Below are 17,847 nucleotides of genomic sequence, written 5' to 3' on the forward strand. Positions count from 1 at the left end.
AATCAATAGATGCAAGACATTGTATCAAGATTCGGATTTGATCCATCAATTAACGTTTCTGACATTGGTATAAATACTTTATGGTTCTACGTACAAGCAGCCCAAAAGCTTGGAATTTCATACAAACTAATAAGTAAAGGAAATATAGTGGAATTCTCAAAAGATGAAAAAAGATTTCTTATTAAAAAGGCAATTCTACCAATTACAAACTATACAGCTGCAGATATCGCCGGTCGAAAAAAACAGTCAAACTTAGTACTTTCATACTACGGACTACCGGTTCCACGTTCTGCTAAGGCAGAAACCCTTGAAGATCTCGTATCCATTTTTAGAAGCTTTGATTCTAGCGTTGTAGTAAAACCTGACACTGGAATTGGAGGAAAAGGAGTAACGATTCTTCCAACAGAATCGGAATTAAACTCGGCCTGGGAATATTCAAACAAATACAAAAATGTTGGAAGTGTCATCGTTGAGGAATTTATTAAAGGGGACAACTACAGGCTTCTGGTTCTGGGAGACAAAGTAATAGCCGCAGCAAAGCGTCATCCAGCACATGTAATCGGGAATGGTCTAAATAGTGTAGCAGAACTTATAAATATCCAAAACAAAGAAAGAGAAAAAGTTGGTCTTGCAAAAATTGTACTTGATTCCGAAGCATTAAGACGATTAAACAGCGAAAACAGAAACGAAGATACAACTCCACAGACAGGCGAAGTTGTATACTTAAGATATAATTGTAATCTTTCGCTTGGTGGAACAACCGAAGAATGTCTTTCAAGTGTTCATCCCGAGTATCTTGCAACTGCAGTTAAAGCTTGCAAGGCAATTGGACTTGAGCTTGGTGGACTCGACCTAATTACCCCTGACATCAGTAATCCCAATTCCAAGTTCGCTATAAACGAAATAAATCGCGCACCGGGTCTTAGAATTCATTACTACCCGGATAAGGGTGAACCCGTAAATGTTGCAGAGACCATACTTAAATACACCTTAGAAAAAATATGAAATTTCTTATTCTTGCAAAACGTAAGTTCTATTCGGTTCGACAACTTATGGCAGAGCTGTCCAAAAGAAAAATCTCCGTAGATTTCTACACATACAAAGATATAACTATTTCTGTTAACTCCGGAAAACTCTCAATTCTTGTTGGAGACAAAAATATAAAACATTACACCCACATATTACCAAGAAAACACTCTAACAAAATCGAACTAAATATACGATATATTCTTGCAAAATATTGCAACAAACATGGTATAAGAATGTTGAATAAAGATGTGCTTTTAGCAATGCCCCATTATACAAAACTCTACCAAATGTACCTACTATCAGAAAATGGAATTCCCTACCTAGACACATTGTACCTTTCAAGTGGTCAATATAATAAAATCCCCAAATTACCCTATACATACCCTGTTGTTCTAAAAAAGATTGAAGGCCATGCCGGTAATGAAGTTTGGTTAATACACAATGAAAAAGAACTTAAGACCTTTTTATATAATTTAAAATACAAGCGGGAGTGCATTCTTCAACGATTTGCACCCGTGAACGAAGATGTCAGACTTATGATTGTCGGACAAAGGGTTATTGGCGCATGGCACAGAAAATCGCTTGATGAATTTAAAACAACCGCCGGCGAACGTGAGTACAAAAATTATGACAACCCTCCTATTGAGCTCAAAACGCTTGGAAATAAGGTTGGCAAATTACTTGCAGTTGATTATGGTGCTTTTGACGTAATGTACTACAAAGGGAAACCTCACATTTTGGAAACCAACCTCGATGCGTCATTTAAGGCCTACGAAACCAAAGTCGGAACACAAAATGACATGGCCAAACTTATAATTGACCAAATGCTTAAATCTCGTTAATAAACCGACTTACTGCATCTTTATCCATAAGGTATTTCGGCATATTGATTATACTCGAATCTAAAAGTGAGACCCATTTAAATGGGATTTTTCCGGCATATAACTTGTTATATATCAAAGGATCGTTATCAATTCTATATCTTGTTAGAAAGAACCCCTTGAGATAAACAGCATCTTTTGTATACCCACCGGGTTTAGATGTATCGGTTAGACCACGCTTAGCTCTATATGCCAAAGAAAAAGCTTCTTTACTCGGGAAAAATGTATTATTTATGTTGTACAACTGTCTAAAAGAGTAACCCCGCTCATGCGCAAGATAAATATTGTAGCTCATGAGTGCAAATCTATTTAACACCCTCCTTGTTAAGAGTCCGTAGAGTTCCTCGTTTACGGCAGTCAACCCCTCCTCCGTGTACAAATATGAAGAAACAGTTGGTTTGCCCAAAAACTCAAAGCCCGTTTCAAATCCATTTGCAGACCTTAATACATGTGATCCTATCTCGTGAATTAATATTTTCTTTACCCTAAAGGCACTAAACTTTGCATCTTTTGCAACGTAAATTGTCCTAAATTTTGAACCTACTTTGACAGATGCACCTTGAAACTTTGATTCCATAACACACCAGGTATTCGGAACAGTTCCCTTCATAAGGAGTTTATTATACTCTCCCGAATCAAATGCAGGTTCATTGGAAACATTAATTCCTAAAAGACCCAAGAATTGCCTAATCAGATTCATGACTTCCTTGCTTGAATATTCAAAGGTTCTACTGTTTAAATCGGCATCGGTTATATTAAACTTCTTGGTTACTCCTCTTAGAACCCGCTTTGCACGTTCTGTATACTTGAGTGACGGGACCTTAAACTTTTTGCAAGACAACCTATTAAATTCGCTGTCCTTTGAAATGGACATTATTATTTCTGCTGTTGAGAGTTTAGACTTTATAGTCTTTCTAAGGCAGGCCCAAAGCTCCATTGGTAATCCTTCCATATGTGACACGGCTGATAAACGCTTCAGGGTAGCATGGCTTTCCGAGACATTAACCCCCGGATAAGAAAAAACCGGGTTATATTTTTCACTAGCAAAAAATTTTCTTTTCTCCTCATTTAAATTCCGGGGAGTGAGTGCAACACTTACGGGTAAAAAGATCTTACCTACATTCTTTAAATACTCTTTGTATGAAATAACAAGTTTTTCAGTCATTAGTTTACTCATTAAATTACTCGTACATAATACAAATTTTCACACAAATTTACAAATACGTGGAATTTTGATATAATTATCTTATGAAAACACCTATACATTCTGAAATTTATCATGGTGTAAATGCATACGGTGAACAAAGCTGTGTTGTCTTCTATCTTGATGATAATAAGAAGCTTAAAAATAATATTCTAACTGTTTTAAAACATCTTCAGAAAACTTATTCAAATATAATTACCAGAATTTCAATTAATTCTAATAACATTATTGCGTTTACATACTTTCCCTGGTTTTTTAATTCCGCAATGACAAACCTTCAAAAGCTATTTGTCACTAATCCCATGGAAAATGAGCAAATCTGGGAAGAAATAAAAGAGCAAATCAGACATGAAATTGGTAACACAACATATAAAATTGTATTTGATGCACTAATAAAGAAAGGTATTCCATTTTTTCCAATAAGATATTCAAATAAACGAATTTACAATATCGGATACGGGAAAGGAAGCACTCACTTCCAGGCAGCCACTACCCCAAAAGATAGTGCATTCGGATTTAAAACTCAAAAATCTAAAAATCTTACAAACGAAGCCGCTGAGAAACTCGGAATCCCAGTACCCAAATGGTTTCTGGTTAATACATTGGCTGAACTTAAAAAGGCTTACAAAAAATTCAATGGCAAAGATATTGTATTAAAACCTTACAATATGACTCGCGGAATTGGGGTTTACGTTGGAATAAAAGACCAACCTGATGCTATTTCCAAGTTTAAGGAGATCAAAAAGATTTACGCTTCTAAGAAATATCCGATAAACGATAGACTTGTTCTTATTCAAGAACGCCTTATTGGAAAGGACTATAGAATTCTTTGCTTAGGTGGAAAGCTCGAAATTGCTACAGAACGAATCCCCGCTTACGTAAAAGGTGACGGAGTGCACACAATAAACCAATTAATCAAAACGGAAAATCTCAACCCACTTCGGGACAAAAGGAATATTTTCAACGTACTTAAGCCTATATTTATTGACAATATCCTACTGGACGTAATAACCGAACAGGGCTATTCGCTAGATAATATCCCACCAAAAGGAAAGACTGTATGGGTTCGAAAAGCCGCAAGTGTTAGCCAAGGTGGCTTCACAAAAGACGTTACCAACAATGTACATCCTCAAATACGACATTACTGCGAAACAATATCTGCATTTATGCGAAGCCATGTTGCCGGAGTAGATATAATGTGTGAAGATATAAGTAAGCCACTTGACAATCAATCAGGAGGTCTAATCGAGGTGAACACCAAGCCGGAAATTTATCTTAATGTCTTCCCCTCAAAAGGTAAACAGTATAACAACTTTGGTGAAAAATTCGTTACTTCTTTTGTCGAAAACAAGCCAGATCAAAGCAATGTTGTCGTACTTAAAGGTTCATTAAAGCTAAAAGAAATCTTGAAGCAAACTGACCGCATTATTAGACGTGGACGTTTCGAGAAGATTGTCGTTATAGACAAATCGGGCTCATGGATTACCGATCGGAACGGTTCGTATCAAGCTCTTGACTCATTGGATCTACGTGACGCATTTGTGCTTTTGGCGCCCAATAACACTATAGACCTTTTTGTAATTAATCAAGGTAGGGACAAAACGTGGATTAAGAGCGGATTGTGTTTTGAAAAGGTTCACGAACTCCTTGACCTAAAAAAGTACGTAAATTCTTGATATTTAGTGTGTATTTCCAGTTGAAAAGACGCTTGTGCATCGTAACATCATTTTGGGTTTTATAACATTTTTATTTTCCTTGTTATATAGGTTATCTCCAATTATTGGATAACCTATGGTAGCAAGATGCACTCTTATTTGATGCCTACAACCTTTCTGTATTAATACATCAAACGTGTTTAAATTTATATCTCTAATATATGAAACCACTTTATTTATATTTCGCAATCTAGACTTTGATATAGAATCAATTACCGGAATCATTCGCTTCATGCTTTTCTTACTATGACCAATAGGTATGTCAACTTTTTTATATTCGGTATCGCTCAGTTCTACGTCTTTTGCACTAACATTAAAAGCTAAAGGATAATACTCACCTAAAACTTCTCTGGGTTTGAAAAAGATGCTATCCATTTTGTCAAAGTTTTTACCTTTGCATTGATTTATTCCAAACTCGGTATGGGCTATATATCGTTTAAAAATTTCTCCTTCTTGGGATAATGCAATAAATTCGTTAAAATTTTCGTTACTCTTAGCAAAGAGAACAACTCCCGTTGTTTCATTATCAAGTCGATACAAAAGTCCCCCTTCCCTCTCCTTATAACCCTTAACTGATAACAACTTCGGATAAAGCTTAATAATCCGCTTTACAAGACAATCACCTGTATCCTGTTCGTTTTTATATGTTGTAGGAAGCCCATAAGGTTTATCAACAACAATATATTTTGGTGTTTCCCATATTTTCATAATTAATTATATCTCTTTATTAAGAAAAGTTTAACACTACTTACCTATAATATTCAAAGTCAGGTAAACCATATGCTCCTTTAGGTCAATTTTACTTTTTATTTAGAAGTCCACAAAAAATTTTCGTATCATTACGTAACAACTAGCCGAGGCAGGCTTTAATAAATCTTAATACATACAAAGGATTTTGCCACAGTAATTATCAAAACGTAACTCTGTTAACATCTACTGCCTACGATTCAACAATAGGAAATTTTGATCGGGAAATTATAAGCCCGGAGAACAAAATAGCTATAATATTAGCCTAACGGAAACCACAAAACGTCCGATATGTTCACTTTGCCCGCTAGTAACATAGCTAATCTATCCACTCCCAGCCCAACTCCGGCAACTTTTTTATTGCCGAATTTCCTTAATGATTCAACAAAATCCTTATCCCACGGGTGACTGGGGAGATTGTTAGCCTTTCTATACTCTGCCTCACGCTTAAAATTCTCTTCTACCAAATCTGCATTAAAGTTTTCTGTTGCACCATTACCAAGTTCTAGTCCATTTATAAAGAATTCAAACCGTTCTGCTATTCTGGGATCAGCTTTCTTGGGTTTGCATAATGGCGATAATATTGCAGGAAAATCACTTAAAATAAACTGTTTATGCTCGGTAAGTAGCCGTTCCTCGACTTTATTTAAAAATACTTGATTAAATAACTGTTCCCAATTGGCACCCTTTGTATTGTACCCCTGTGTTTTGCAATATTTTTGCATTTTTTTATCATCAGCAAGTTCTAGCCAGGAAATTTTTGCATATTTCTTAAAAGCCTCATCCATTGTGATAATTGGCCAGTTGAACTTGAACCTAATGCCACTTAGATCACTACCGTTATTTAGCTCGGCTACCCTATTTTGTACATATTTTACAAGCTGCTCACAATCCTTCATAACAACGGTGTAATCAGCGTTTTCTCTATACCATTCGAGCATTAAAAATTCGGGATTATGTCGCTTGCTTGCAGGCTCTTTATTTCTAAAACTATGCCCTATTGAAAAACAATTAGGGGTATTTGCGCGCACAAATGCCTTTTTAATGGCAGTTTCAGGAGACGTAAGCATGTATAAATCTTCTTTCTTACCTTCACCGTTATCCCATGTAGTCTGAAATGTATAAATAGTGGGTTCTAAAGTAACTTCGCGGGATAATACAGGCACGGTAATTTCGGTAAAGCCCTGCCCGAAGAAGTACTCACGAATAGAACGGATTACATATTCACGAACTAAAGGCAAGGCCACGAGACGCTTAATTTTAGTATTCTTGCCCCCCGCAGCCTTGGTACAATTCATAAGTTAATTGCTACTTTCTAAAAACTATCTTTCAGCATTCCAACTAGTACTTACCCTAACAGCCGTTCCATTATCAAATTCGACAACAACGTCTTTTATTAAAGTCATATCCATTCGGTGAATTTTTATAACGTACTTACTCTCTTTAACCTCAACCTTACCTACATGTCTAAAATACTTATCAGCCGTAGAACCTTCTTCTGATGTTGATACGTTTGTATCTTCAACTTTTATTTTGGCATAAATTGGCTCACTGGCCGAGGCAGCCTCCCATTCTTCCTTCGTAATCTCAATCCAAACACTCGTTGGATTACCGTAATTAGCAAGCATGTCATATTCCCTGTTAGTACCAATCTCCAGACAAGCTACACGATAATCAACAATTTCTGAACCATTGGCATTCTTCATTACGTTACCATCACTGTCTCTTCTGGGAACATACTCAATAGGAGTAAAAACCCCATTAGCTTGAGGTAAAGCTTTCATAAGGTCGTATTTTGCAAGCCCGTTGTCTGTTTCTGTTGCGACAGTAGCCTTCTCCTCTATATTTTGGGCTGTGGCAATAGGTGCAACTGTAGCTGCCTCTTTGGTGGATTCAACCTTAGGTGTGGCTGTAACTACATCGGATGTAGCCGTAGCTCCGGCCTTGACATCAGATGTGGCTGGAGTCGTAGGTACAGCTGCAAAAGTTTCTGTGGCCTGAGGTGGATAAAGTGTGGCTGTAGGACCGGTTGTAGCTGTAGCATCACGTGTAGGTGGTTGTTGGGTAGCTTCCGGAGTCCTTGTACACGCAGCTACAACAACACCTGCCGCGGCTAAGGCACCACTTATTAAAAAGTCTCGTCTTGAAATTTCGTTCATTAAAATGAAATATAAAAACTTAAATACCATATTATACACCCTAGCGGACGGTTTCTGCAACAACTTAAAACTCGAAAATTTGGGCTAATTTTGCTACTATGTAATCTATGAATAAAATATCACGAAGAGAATTCCTACGTTTGTCAACTATGGCAGCTGCAGGAGTGGCTATTGCTGCATGCACTAAACCTAAACAACCCGGCGCTGTAACAGATCCAGGCACTGATTCCCCTAAGTCAGAAATTGAAACCACACCAGGAGAAGGAGATCCACCAGTCCAGATAAGTAGAGAAGATATTCAAGAGAGAACAGTTGAAGGTGTCAAGCTTCTTCAACCTGTCATTGGAAAAATCAATGAATTAAGGGCATATTTACTTGAGAAACTTGGAATAACAAAGCCGGAAATATCGTTAGCAGTACAAGAAGAATCTAATCCGAAGTCAGTTAGCCCTACCCCAGCAATTGAAAATCCAGAAAACCCCAAAGAACCGACATTACAGGAACCTAAATCCGATGAAAGAAAAGATCAGCCGGAAACAGAGTTTGATCCCCGCAAAACTACATTTACACTTACTTTCAGACAAGAAGACTACTATATTGGCAGGTTCGAAAACGCAGTGGCAGCAGCAAATCAATTTATTGAAAATTTAAGCCAACCAATTCATCCAGGAACTGAAATCGCACTTATTCGTGATGGAATTATCGACTTTAACGACCAATCGGCAGGATACCAATCGGCAGGAACAAATAACCTAAACGCTTCCGGAGCTTGTGCATTTACAAGTGCACTAGGTGCTGCAATTGATCACTTTCCTTTTATAGAGATACTAGAAGGTATCGGTCACGGGCACAAACATGAAACTTATTCAGGAATAAATGATGGGTATGGCTATACAGTTTATCAAACGGGCGAAAGGAGTGCTTCACCAGACTTTATTTTTAGAATAAAGCAAGATCTACCGCAAAATACAAATGGTGTAAAAATATCAGTAAGCCGTGACGGAGAACCAAGTGGAAACGATCCAAACAACTGCAGTATAACCGTAACCATTGAACTGGTTAAATAAGCAAAAACCCTCGTTCCCAGGTTGAAATATCTCACGATTGAAGTTAATATTATCTAAGAGATTATAATTACACATACAAAACATCCATGCTCAAGATCAAGGACCTGTCATACGACGAGATCGATAAATTAGACAAAACAAAAACTGTAGTCCTTGTAACCGTAGGACCAATAGAAGTTCACGGCACTCACTTACCCATAGGAAACGATATACTTTGGGCAGAAAGTTTACGAGATTTCGCCATAAATTTTCTTGAAAGACATAGTCTGATCCCACTTGTGTACCCTACAATACCAATAGGTGCACAAACACTCTGGACCGAAAAGGGCTTTGGAATAGGAAAATATACATTATTTAAGATTCTCAAGAGTGTAATAAATCAATTAAATACATTAGGGTTTAATCGAATTATACTATTTAACGTACATGGTGGACCAGATCATATAATTGCAATTAAGAAAGCAAAGAAAGTTGCTCAGAAACTCGGAATAACCATATTTTCCACCCTTGAAGTTATAGTAAAAATGGGATTAATGGAGTCAAAATTTAATGGAGTCGATCTAAGAGAGGATCTACATGCAGGATATATGGAAACGTCAATAGGCATGTATAAATATCCCCAGAAGGTTACAAGTGTTAATAACAACAAACAAATTTCCCGTATTAACCCATTAAATAACCTAATCTTAAAACTCTTGCTGCCAATACGGTATTATCTGGATAAAATTAGAGGGATACCATATGACTACAAAATATATAAGGTTCTAGGAAAGTTTTGTGTTTCTAAACCCAAACCTCTCTATACTGGATTTCCATATATGGCGAATCCCAAGGACGGAAAAATTCTTACACAGAGAATAGAAAAGTATATAGGAGATGAAATCTCCAAGAGATTTTTAACCCCAACTGTTCCTATATAAAGCAAAAACCCTCCTACGCACCTTTCGGTGTTTCGGAGGGTTTAATATTCAAAAGTCCTGGCAACGACCTATTTTCCCATTAGCCCGTGGCTAAAGTATCTTCGGCGCTGGAGCGTTTTACGACTCTGTTCGGGATGATAAGAGGTAGGACCGCTCCGCTACAGTCACCAGGCGAAAACTAAGCAATAAATGCCAATTTTCGTTTGATGACGTAATTAACAGGTTAAAAACCTGTACTATACACGTGTGGCCTTTATTGCAGGAAGAAATAGAAAAACATTCGGTCTATTAGTACCCCTCGGCTATAGGCTAGTCAAAGAACCTAGCGATCGATCCAAAGCAAGCTTTGAACTTCACGTTTTGGTACTAAGGACTAGACCTAGAACAATTCTTGCGAATCTTACACCTAGGGCCTATCAATCCAGTCGTCTACTGGAGACCTCTCCCCCGATAAATCGGGGCAGGATGAATAATCTTAGGGGTGGCTTCGTACTTATATGCTTTCAGTACTTATCCAAATAGCGACGTAGCTACCCAGCATTGCAGGCAAAGAACTTTGTCTACAACTGGCACACTAGAGGTCACCTCACTCCGATCCTTGCGTACTAGGAGCAAATCCCTTCATTCATCCAACGCCCACACCGGAAAAAGACCGACCTGACTTACGTCGGTCTGAACCCAACTAACGCGCCGCTTTAATGGGCGAACAGTCCAACCCTTGGGGGTTTCTCCACCCCCAGGATGCGACGAGTCGACATCGAGGTGCCGATCCGGGCCGTCTATATGAGCTGTCGGGCCCGACTAGCCTGTTATCCCCAGAGTAGCTGTTATCCGTTAAGCACTGGCGCTACCAAGAGCAACCAGTGGATCACTTTGACCTGCTTTCGCAACTGCTCGACCTGTCAGTCTTACAGTAAAGCCTTCTTATGCCAATGCACTCTTCTCGCGATTTCCATCCGCGATGAGAAGACCTTTGTACGCTTGTGTTACTTTTTAGCAAGCAACCATCCCAGTTAAACTGCCCACCATGCACTGTCCAATCCCTGTATTTTCAGGGAATCGTTAGATACAAAACAACCAAAGAGTGGTATTTCACCGTCGACTCATTCCAATCCGGAGATTGAAACTCAAAGTCTCCCACCTATCCTACGCATTAGAAATCTTGCATCAATGCAAAGCTGCAGTAAAGCTTCTGGGGTCTTTTTGTCCGGGTGCGGGTAAACCGCATATTCACGGTTATTTCAATTTCGCCGAGCTCCTTGTTGAGACAGTATCAGAATCGTTACACCATTCAAACAGGCCACTAATTAAGTGGCGAGGGACTACGCTACCTTAGGACCGTTAGGATTACAGCCGCCACTCACCAGAGCTTCAGTCAAAGGCTCATCCCGATAAATCGGAAATCACCCCCTTCCTTAACTTACTGGCGTCGGGCAGGTGTCAGTACCTATACATCCTCTTTCGAGTTAGCAGGCACTTGTGGTTTTGGTAACCAGTCGTTCTGATCTCTTCACTGAGGCCTACTTAAGCAGAATAAATCAACCATAGTAGGCACCCCTTCTTCCGAAGTTACGAGGCAAATTTGCCTAGTTCCTTAACAAGGAATGACTCGAACACCTTAAGTATACTCAACTAGTCCACCAGAGTCGGTTTGCGGTACGGCTGCACACAACGTTACCCTTTGATAAATCAAAGAACGCTTAGAGGTTTTTCTGGGAAAAAGAATCTATCTAATCCTCCGATCTCTCGGAGTTTGCATCAAAGCTTGTTTTCATCCCGACAAGTCGGGAATCGAATACTCCGGATTTGCCAAAAGTACTCTAACTCACTTCTTACACCTGCAATAGGCTAAACTTTTCCTTTTTCGTCACCCCATCACTTGTTGTGTGTAGTACAGGAATATTGACCTGTTGCCCATCGCCTATGCCATTTAAAAAGGCTTCAGCTTAGGACCGACTAACCCATGGATGACCAACATTGCCATGGAAACCTAGGACTCGTACGGTGTCAAGGATTTTAACCTTGAATTTCGCTACTCATTCCGGCATTCTCACTTCTATCCACTCCAGCGACCCTCACAGGTCCACCTTCACTGCAAATAGAACGCTCCCCTACTCCTTCATCATAAAGACGAAAGTTGTGGCATCGGTAGTATGCTTAGTCCCGTTAATTATTGGCGCAAATTTCCTTCGCCAGTGAGCTATTACGCACTCTTTAAAGGATGGCTGCCTCTAAGCCAACCTTCTGGATGTCTAAGAAAATTCACTTCCTCTGACACTTAGCATACATTTAAGGACCTTATCCATCAATCTGGGATGTTTCCCTCTCGCCCATAGGAGCTTGCCCCCTAGGACTAACTCCCGTGATAAAAACGATGGTATTCGGAGTTTGACTGAATGTGGTAAGGATTGCTCCCCCCACGACCCAATCAGTGCTCTACCCCCATCGCCTAATTACACGAGGCCAGTCGTAAAACTGTTTCGGGGAGAACCAGCTATTACCGAGTTCGATTGGCATGTTACCGCTATCCACAGTTCATCTCACAATTTTGCATCATTGATGAGTTCGGGCCTTCCCTTGCTTTTACGCAAGGTTCACCTTGACCATGGGTAGATCACTCGGTTTCGGGTCTTACATAAGATACTAGACGCCCTATTAGGACTCGCTTTCGCTGCGGCTTCCCCTTTTAAAAGAGTTAACCTTGCATCTTACATAAACTCGCCGGATCATTCTTCAATAGGCACGCCGTCATCCCGATAAATCGGGACTCCGACTGTTTGTAAGTACACAGTTTCAGTTCTATTTCACTCCCCTTCCCGGGGTTCTTTTCACCTTTCCCTCACGGTACTTGTTCACTATCGGTTGCAAGAAGTATTTAGCCTTATCCCTCGGCCGGGATTGCTTCCCGCAGAGTTGCACGTGTTCCGCGGTACTTAGGGATATAGTAAGAGAGGTCCTTTTCCGTAAAATACGGGGCTTTCACCCTCTATGGCAGTGTATTCCAACACTTTCTTATAAAAAAAGACTTTCTGACTCTCTAGATAAATTTGTAGCTTTATCTACCTATACCCTACAACCCCAGTACTGCACGCACTACAATGTACGGGTTCAACTCCGCGATCATCGCAACGCGAATCACACTTTGTATCATCCTTACACAATACTGGTTTAGGCTTTTCCCTTTTCGCTCGCCACTACTCAGGGAATCACAACAATACTAAGCACAAGTGCAAAGTAAAGTTAAAATTCGTTTTCTTTTCCTGTGGTTACTGAGATGATTCACTTCACCACGTTCCCTTCCTTAAACCTATGAATTCAGTTAAGGATTCTCCGATAAAATCGGAGTGGGTTACCCCATTCAGATATCTCTGAGTATAACGCTTGTTGTCAGCTTCTCAGAGCTTAACGCAGACTACCACGTCTTTCATCGGCTTCTTACACCAAGGCATCCACTGTATACTCGTAGCTTGTTTTTCTACTCTTCCTACAATAAAGACCACACACTTATTCAATTTTTAAAGATCGGTAAGCTTTAAAAGCCACCTGTTTCGAAGACTTACTGAAATCTTCAAAAAAATAGCTTCTAATAACTCAAAACAAAAATGGAGCCGAGGGGAGTCGAACCCCTGACCTCTCCCGTGCAAGGGGAGCGTTCTACCAAACTGAACTACAGCCCCATTGCCTTGTTTTAATGAACTCTCTATGACTATTAGATAGTGGCGGGATTAAAAACCTCCTAGAAAGGAGGTAATCCAGCCGCAGATTCCCCTACGGCTACCTTGTTACGGCTTCACTCCAATTACTAAGTATGCCCTTAACCTTATCATTAATATAAAGTCTTCAGGCCTCCTCAACTTTCGGAGCATGCCGGGCGGTGTGTACAACTCCCGAGAACGTATTCACCGTGGTATGCTGACCCACGATTACTAGCGATTCCAGCTTCATGAGGGCGGGTTGCAGCCCTCAATCCGAACTAAGGCTAGCTTTAAGGGATTTGCTTACTCTTGCGAGCTAGCTACCCATTGTACTAACCATTGTAGCGCACGTGCAGCCCAAGACATAAGGCTAATGCTGACCAGACATCATCCACCCCTTCCTCCCCGTTTTACCGGGGCAGTTTCTCAAGACACATGTAACATGAGATATGGGTTGCGCTCGTTACCGGACTTAACCGTACACCTCACGGCACGAGCTGACGACAGCCATGCAGGACCTGTCACCACCACTAAGAATTGGAGATTAATCCAAGACATAGGTGGGATTTCAAGCCTTGGTAAGGTTCTTCGTTCATCATCGAATTAAGCCATGCGCTCCACCGCTTGTGCGGGAGCCCGTCAATTCCTTTGAGTTTTAGCCTTGCGGCCGTACTTCTCAGGCGGTCTGCTTAACGCGTTAGCTTCGACACCAATTTTGAAGTTTTAAAAGCTAAAAGCTAGTAAAGTTCAAAACTGACATCCAGCAGACAATGTTTAGGGCGTGGACTACACGGGTATCTAATCCGTTTTGCTACCCACGCTTTCGAGCCTGAGCGTCAGGAAAGAGCCAGAGAGTCGCCTTCGCCACTGGTGTTCCTTCCGATATCAACGCATTTCACCGCTACACCGGAAATTCCACTCTCCTCTCTCTTCCTCTATTAATGTAGTATCGTCTGCAACAGTAAGGTTGAGCCTTATGGTTTCACAGACGACTTACAAAAACGCCTACGCTTCTCTTTACGCCCAGTAATATTGGGTAACGCTTGCACCCTACGTATAACCGATGCTTCTGGCACGCAGTTGGCAGGTGCTTATTCAAATAGTACCTTCAATCCCCGACAAGTCGGGGACTTATTCCTATTTAAAAGGAGTTTACAACCCGAAGGCCTTCTTCCTCCACGCGGCGTCGCTGTATCAGGGTTTCCCCCATTGTACAAGATTCCTAATTGCTGCCTCCCGTAGGAGTCTAGCCCGTGTTTCAGTGCTAGTGTGGCTGTCCATCCTCTAAGACCAGCTACCCGTCATAGCCTTGGTGAGCCATTACCTCACCAACAAGCTGATAGGACGCAGGCTCCTTTCCAAGCATCCCGACAAAGTCGGGACTTTACTCCAAGTAACATTATGTCCCTGGAGACCATTGCGGATTAGTCTGTCTTTCGACAGATTATACGCATCTCGGAAGTGGATTCCTACGCATTACTCACCCGTCTGCCACTATCTCCGATAAATCGGAGACCGTTCGACTTGCATACCTAAGGCACGCCGCCAGCGTTCACCCTGAGCCAGGATCAAACTCTCAATAACAAGGATTGACCCCTAGCTGTAAAGAAAACTTTACATAATAGGGAGAATGAATTCAAAAGAATTCAACGAGACCATGTATATTTTTAAAAACATACAAAAAATCCCGCCACTATCTAATTTTCAAAGAGCGACGTTATATTACACTGCTCTTTAGGCTTTTGCAAGCCTTTTTCTAAAAGTTTTTTGAGAACATCCCGAACGTCAAATACCTGACATAATCAGGTGAAGGTATTTTAGCATAGTGTAAGGTGTGGTGCAAGGGTTATTAGTACCCGACAGGAGCTCGAGATTAACCTTACTCGGGCTAAAGCTAAGTGCGAATACAGGGAGCACGAAAAGGGAAATCACAACACTAAAACTAGGTTCGATAACCTAGCTTTAGTACGCACCCGACACGGAAGCCTGCGATATACCTTACGCAGGCTAAGTCCACGAGATACGTGGACACTTTGCGAACACCTGCAGCAAAGAACAGAATATTTAATGTAATGATTCCTGTCGGCATTGAATCTTTACATGCGCACCCGACAGGAATCGAACCTGTAACCTCTCGCTCCGCAAGCGAATGCTCTATCCAATTGAGCTACGGGTGCACAAAGATACAACTAGAACCCGGAGCGGCCTGTCTGCCTATGGCAGAAGCTACGGGTGCTTATTAAAAGAACGTGTAATTATATCAGAAGCGTTAAAGATAAAATAGTTAGGTGTCAATTGGTCACAAGTAATCCGGATGGAAGCTTATCAAAATTGACACAAATTGCATATATATATATAATTTACATGGGTTATGTTACATATTTTTACATTAAATATGGAAGATCGTACACCTACTGAAAAAGCAATCGACGCACAGAGCGTATGGGGATCTACCCGTCAACATGTTGAGACGTACAGTTTTGCACCTTCTATGCCATTAATCACTTTAGAACCAGACAAAAATGATCCAAATTGGATATTTTTTAAGAACCCCCAAGATGAAACTTTTCCCATTTGGCTAAACAAAGAAACATGGCCGGAGGTATTCGGACAACCTCTAGATACTAAAGAAGTAATCTCTAATCTACCCACTCAGCAAGAAATTATAAGGGTCTGGGGTGCAATGTCCAATCTAACAGAAGGAGTGAGAGTACCCGACACATACGCTGATCAAATAATTATCGCATCAGAGATTGCTAGACAGGTATCATTAGATGTCCCAGTAAGAACTCGTAATATCATGCCACTTGTAATTGGAGGACTGGTCGCAACAGGTACATTTTTACTACTTGCACCATTACCGGCAGACTGTAATATAATCGCAACTGTAGGAGCAATTGCTATGGGAGCCATTTCGTACAACATTGGGAGAAGATTTGGTCAAGATAGAGGTCCACAAGCTAAAACATTTAAACAAATTATTGACGAAGGTAATCTTCATAATGCACTAAGAGTTGGAATGAAGGTATACGAATCCGTACGCCCGCCAACAAAACCAAAAGAAATGGCAGCAGCTGCCGCTTTACCCTTACCTCATTAAAATTGAGAAGATTTTCAATCACCTATATATTCGGAATAATCACCCGAGATTACAAAACCCAAACAAAAAAGGGGCGGAGCCAAAACAAAAAAGTTTTAACCCCGACCCCTTTTATTACTTACCTTTCCTCACGATCTTCACGAGGCTTGGCTAACGCAACCTTGATGGCGCGTCCGTCAAGCTCCTTACCGTCGAGTTCGGCAACTGCCTTTTCGGCAAGTTCATCGGTTGCCATTGTGACAAATCCGAATCCCTTAGACCTACCACTGAACTTGTCAGTGATGATCTTTACGTCGACAACTTCTCCAACTTCCTCAAAGAAAGCTTTCAAAGAGTCTTCTGTGGTGCCCCATGCGAGACTACCAATAAACAGTCTGTTCTTCACAGTACTTTGAAAATAAATTTAGAACACGAACTACGGATAAGTGAAGAATGCACTCCAACATACACAGGACACGAACTGGTGTCGTTTTTAACGTAGCCAGAGTATTATACCAGATATCTGACAAAAAGTGGTAAAATAATCAAATTTTGAATTAGTAACAAGAGGTATGAATTTAGACTCTTTATCTGAATCTATCGGAATAAACAACGGTGCAATAAGCGTTTACCTTGACCTTATTAAAAACGGAAGCACCAATGTCCACAGTCTTTCTTTAAGAACCAGTATTAACCGTACAACCCTTTATAAGTATCTTTCGGAACTCGAGAAAAATAAGCTTATTGAAGTCGGTCATCTTAATAAAGGTAACAGCACAAACGTTAAGCCACTACCCCCTTCAAATATCCAACCTATCATTAAGAAAAAACAGTCAGAGCTTAAGAAGATCAACAATTTCATCGGTAATCTTGAAAAACAAATCCGTCAAATTCAAAAGGGCGACAAAAACTTACCCGATCCCAAAATCCAGATTATCACTAACTACAAGTCGCTTCAAAAGGAATATCTCAGGATTTTTTCAGCTAGATCTGTAAAGGCTATTGGCTGTTCAAAAATTATAGAATACTTCCCCGACAATGCTGATATTTTTTTCAAAGGCATACAAAGAAATCCTCAGGTTAAGGTAATGGATATTCTTGAAGATTCTGAGTTAAATAGGCAGCATATTAAGAAAATTAAATCCCACAACTATTCGTACAAACTTATTAGATACCAGCCATTTGCAACCGATCTATTGATTTATGATGACAACCTATTTATAGTTACAGGAAACTCTAAAGAAACACTCGTCGGGATGCTTACTCGTAATTCAATAATTCTTAGCATGGCAGAAACTATTTTTAGCCTCCTATGGGATATGTTACCTACAGACGATAATTTTTAGAATCT

At 40.2% G+C, this 17,847-nt stretch carries 12 protein-coding genes, 2 tRNA genes and 3 rRNA genes; 7 read left to right on the top strand and 10 right to left on the bottom strand.

The window, feature by feature from the left end; all coding sequences use genetic code 11:
• The first annotated feature begins 9 nt into the window (after positions 1-9).
• Complete coding sequence (locus tag JW962_01540; GenBank protein ID MBN1374002.1) at positions 10-1,005, top strand: ATP-grasp domain-containing protein; 996 nt, start codon at positions 10-12, stop codon at positions 1,003-1,005.
• Positions 1,002-1,871 (top strand): hypothetical protein, encoded by an 870-nt coding sequence (locus JW962_01545; GenBank protein ID MBN1374003.1) that lies wholly within the window; start codon positions 1,002-1,004, stop codon positions 1,869-1,871. Before JW962_01540 ends, JW962_01545 begins: the two co-directional genes overlap by 4 nt.
• On the opposite strand, the gene JW962_01550 is transcribed toward JW962_01545, so the two are convergent.
• Positions 1,858-3,075: a DUF1704 domain-containing protein gene (locus tag JW962_01550; protein ID MBN1374004.1), complete on the bottom strand. Its 1,218-nt coding sequence runs from the start codon at positions 3,073-3,075 to the stop codon at positions 1,858-1,860. The two genes, JW962_01545 and JW962_01550, sit on opposite strands and share 14 nt — an antisense overlap.
• Before the next feature lie 83 nt (positions 3,076-3,158).
• On the opposite strand from JW962_01550, the gene JW962_01555 reads away from it, so the two are divergent.
• A complete protein-coding gene (locus JW962_01555) occupies positions 3,159-4,790 on the top strand; it encodes a hypothetical protein (GenBank protein ID MBN1374005.1) in 1,632 nt (543 codons plus the stop codon).
• Positions 4,791-4,793: 3 nt separating this feature from the next.
• On the opposite strand, the gene JW962_01560 is transcribed toward JW962_01555, so the two are convergent.
• The 3 genes from JW962_01560 to JW962_01570 all read right to left on the bottom strand — a co-directional run bounded on the left by JW962_01560 (position 4,794) and on the right by JW962_01570 (position 7,735).
• Positions 4,794-5,537, bottom strand: a complete 744-nt coding sequence (locus JW962_01560; protein ID MBN1374006.1) for an RNA pseudouridine synthase — start codon at positions 5,535-5,537, stop codon at positions 4,794-4,796.
• A gap of 299 nt (positions 5,538-5,836) precedes the next feature.
• Positions 5,837-6,874, bottom strand: coding sequence for a hypothetical protein (locus JW962_01565; protein MBN1374007.1), 1,038 nt, complete (start codon positions 6,872-6,874; stop codon positions 5,837-5,839).
• A 24-nt stretch (positions 6,875-6,898) separates the two neighbouring features.
• The gene (locus JW962_01570) at positions 6,899-7,735 is read right to left on the bottom strand and encodes a hypothetical protein (GenBank protein ID MBN1374008.1); all 837 of its coding nucleotides are present in this window, start codon (positions 7,733-7,735) and stop codon (positions 6,899-6,901) included.
• Positions 7,736-7,842: 107 nt separating this feature from the next.
• Between JW962_01570 and JW962_01575 the strand changes: the two genes are divergently transcribed.
• Complete coding sequence (locus JW962_01575) at positions 7,843-8,802, top strand: twin-arginine translocation signal domain-containing protein (protein ID MBN1374009.1); 960 nt, start codon at positions 7,843-7,845, stop codon at positions 8,800-8,802.
• An 86-nt stretch (positions 8,803-8,888) separates the two neighbouring features.
• Positions 8,889-9,722 (top strand): creatininase family protein, encoded by an 834-nt coding sequence (locus tag JW962_01580; GenBank protein MBN1374010.1) that lies wholly within the window; start codon positions 8,889-8,891, stop codon positions 9,720-9,722.
• Positions 9,723-9,777: 55 nt separating this feature from the next.
• Here JW962_01580 and rrf read toward each other — a convergent pair.
• The 5 genes from rrf to JW962_01605 form a co-directional block, all read right to left on the bottom strand.
• Positions 9,778-9,894 (bottom strand): 5S ribosomal RNA (gene rrf / locus JW962_01585).
• Positions 9,895-10,082: 188 nt separating this feature from the next.
• Positions 10,083-13,189, bottom strand: a 23S ribosomal RNA gene (locus tag JW962_01590).
• A gap of 136 nt (positions 13,190-13,325) precedes the next feature.
• A tRNA-Ala gene (locus JW962_01595) sits at positions 13,326-13,399 on the bottom strand.
• 63 nt (positions 13,400-13,462) lie between these two features.
• Positions 13,463-15,001 (bottom strand): 16S ribosomal RNA (locus tag JW962_01600).
• The 16S, 23S and 5S rRNA genes sit together here with 1 tRNA gene alongside, the layout of an rRNA operon.
• 519 nt (positions 15,002-15,520) lie before the next feature.
• A tRNA-Arg gene (locus JW962_01605) sits at positions 15,521-15,594 on the bottom strand.
• Between the two features lie 218 nt (positions 15,595-15,812).
• On the opposite strand from JW962_01605, the gene JW962_01610 reads away from it, so the two are divergent.
• The gene (locus JW962_01610; GenBank protein ID MBN1374011.1) at positions 15,813-16,517 is read left to right on the top strand and encodes a hypothetical protein; all 705 of its coding nucleotides are present in this window, start codon (positions 15,813-15,815) and stop codon (positions 16,515-16,517) included.
• Between the two features lie 118 nt (positions 16,518-16,635).
• Here JW962_01610 and JW962_01615 read toward each other — a convergent pair whose 3' ends face one another.
• Entirely contained in the window at positions 16,636-16,902 is a 267-nt protein-coding gene (locus tag JW962_01615; GenBank protein ID MBN1374012.1) for an RNA-binding protein, read from the bottom strand.
• A gap of 166 nt (positions 16,903-17,068) precedes the next feature.
• Here JW962_01615 and JW962_01620 point away from each other — a divergent pair, with 166 nt between their 5' ends.
• Positions 17,069-17,842 (top strand): hypothetical protein, encoded by a 774-nt coding sequence (locus JW962_01620; GenBank protein ID MBN1374013.1) that lies wholly within the window; start codon positions 17,069-17,071, stop codon positions 17,840-17,842.
• Positions 17,843-17,847: the final 5 nt, after the last annotated feature.

It is taken from the genome of Candidatus Dojkabacteria bacterium (genome assembly GCA_016927995.1).
In the GTDB taxonomy this organism is placed as follows: domain Bacteria; phylum Patescibacteriota; class Dojkabacteria; order JAFGLO01; family JAFGLO01; genus JAFGLO01.

Excerpts from the sequence above, each read along its gene's own strand:
- JW962_01575 (MBN1374009.1), top strand. The coding sequence starts at position 7,843 with ATGAATAAAATATCACGAAGAGAATTCCTACGTTTGTCAACTATGGCA.
- JW962_01540 (MBN1374002.1), top strand. The coding sequence starts at position 10 with ATGCAAGACATTGTATCAAGATTCGGATTTGATCCATCAATTAACGTT.
- JW962_01560 (MBN1374006.1), bottom strand. The coding sequence starts at position 5,537 with ATGAAAATATGGGAAACACCAAAATATATTGTTGTTGATAAACCTTAT.
- JW962_01610 (MBN1374011.1), top strand. The coding sequence starts at position 15,813 with ATGGAAGATCGTACACCTACTGAAAAAGCAATCGACGCACAGAGCGTA.
- JW962_01565 (MBN1374007.1), bottom strand. The coding sequence starts at position 6,874 with ATGAATTGTACCAAGGCTGCGGGGGGCAAGAATACTAAAATTAAGCGT.
- JW962_01580 (MBN1374010.1), top strand. The coding sequence starts at position 8,889 with ATGCTCAAGATCAAGGACCTGTCATACGACGAGATCGATAAATTAGAC.
- JW962_01620 (MBN1374013.1), top strand. The coding sequence starts at position 17,069 with ATGAATTTAGACTCTTTATCTGAATCTATCGGAATAAACAACGGTGCA.
- JW962_01555 (MBN1374005.1), top strand. The coding sequence starts at position 3,159 with ATGAAAACACCTATACATTCTGAAATTTATCATGGTGTAAATGCATAC.
- JW962_01550 (MBN1374004.1), bottom strand. The coding sequence starts at position 3,075 with ATGACTGAAAAACTTGTTATTTCATACAAAGAGTATTTAAAGAATGTA.
- JW962_01570 (MBN1374008.1), bottom strand. The coding sequence starts at position 7,735 with ATGAACGAAATTTCAAGACGAGACTTTTTAATAAGTGGTGCCTTAGCC.
- JW962_01545 (MBN1374003.1), top strand. The coding sequence starts at position 1,002 with ATGAAATTTCTTATTCTTGCAAAACGTAAGTTCTATTCGGTTCGACAA.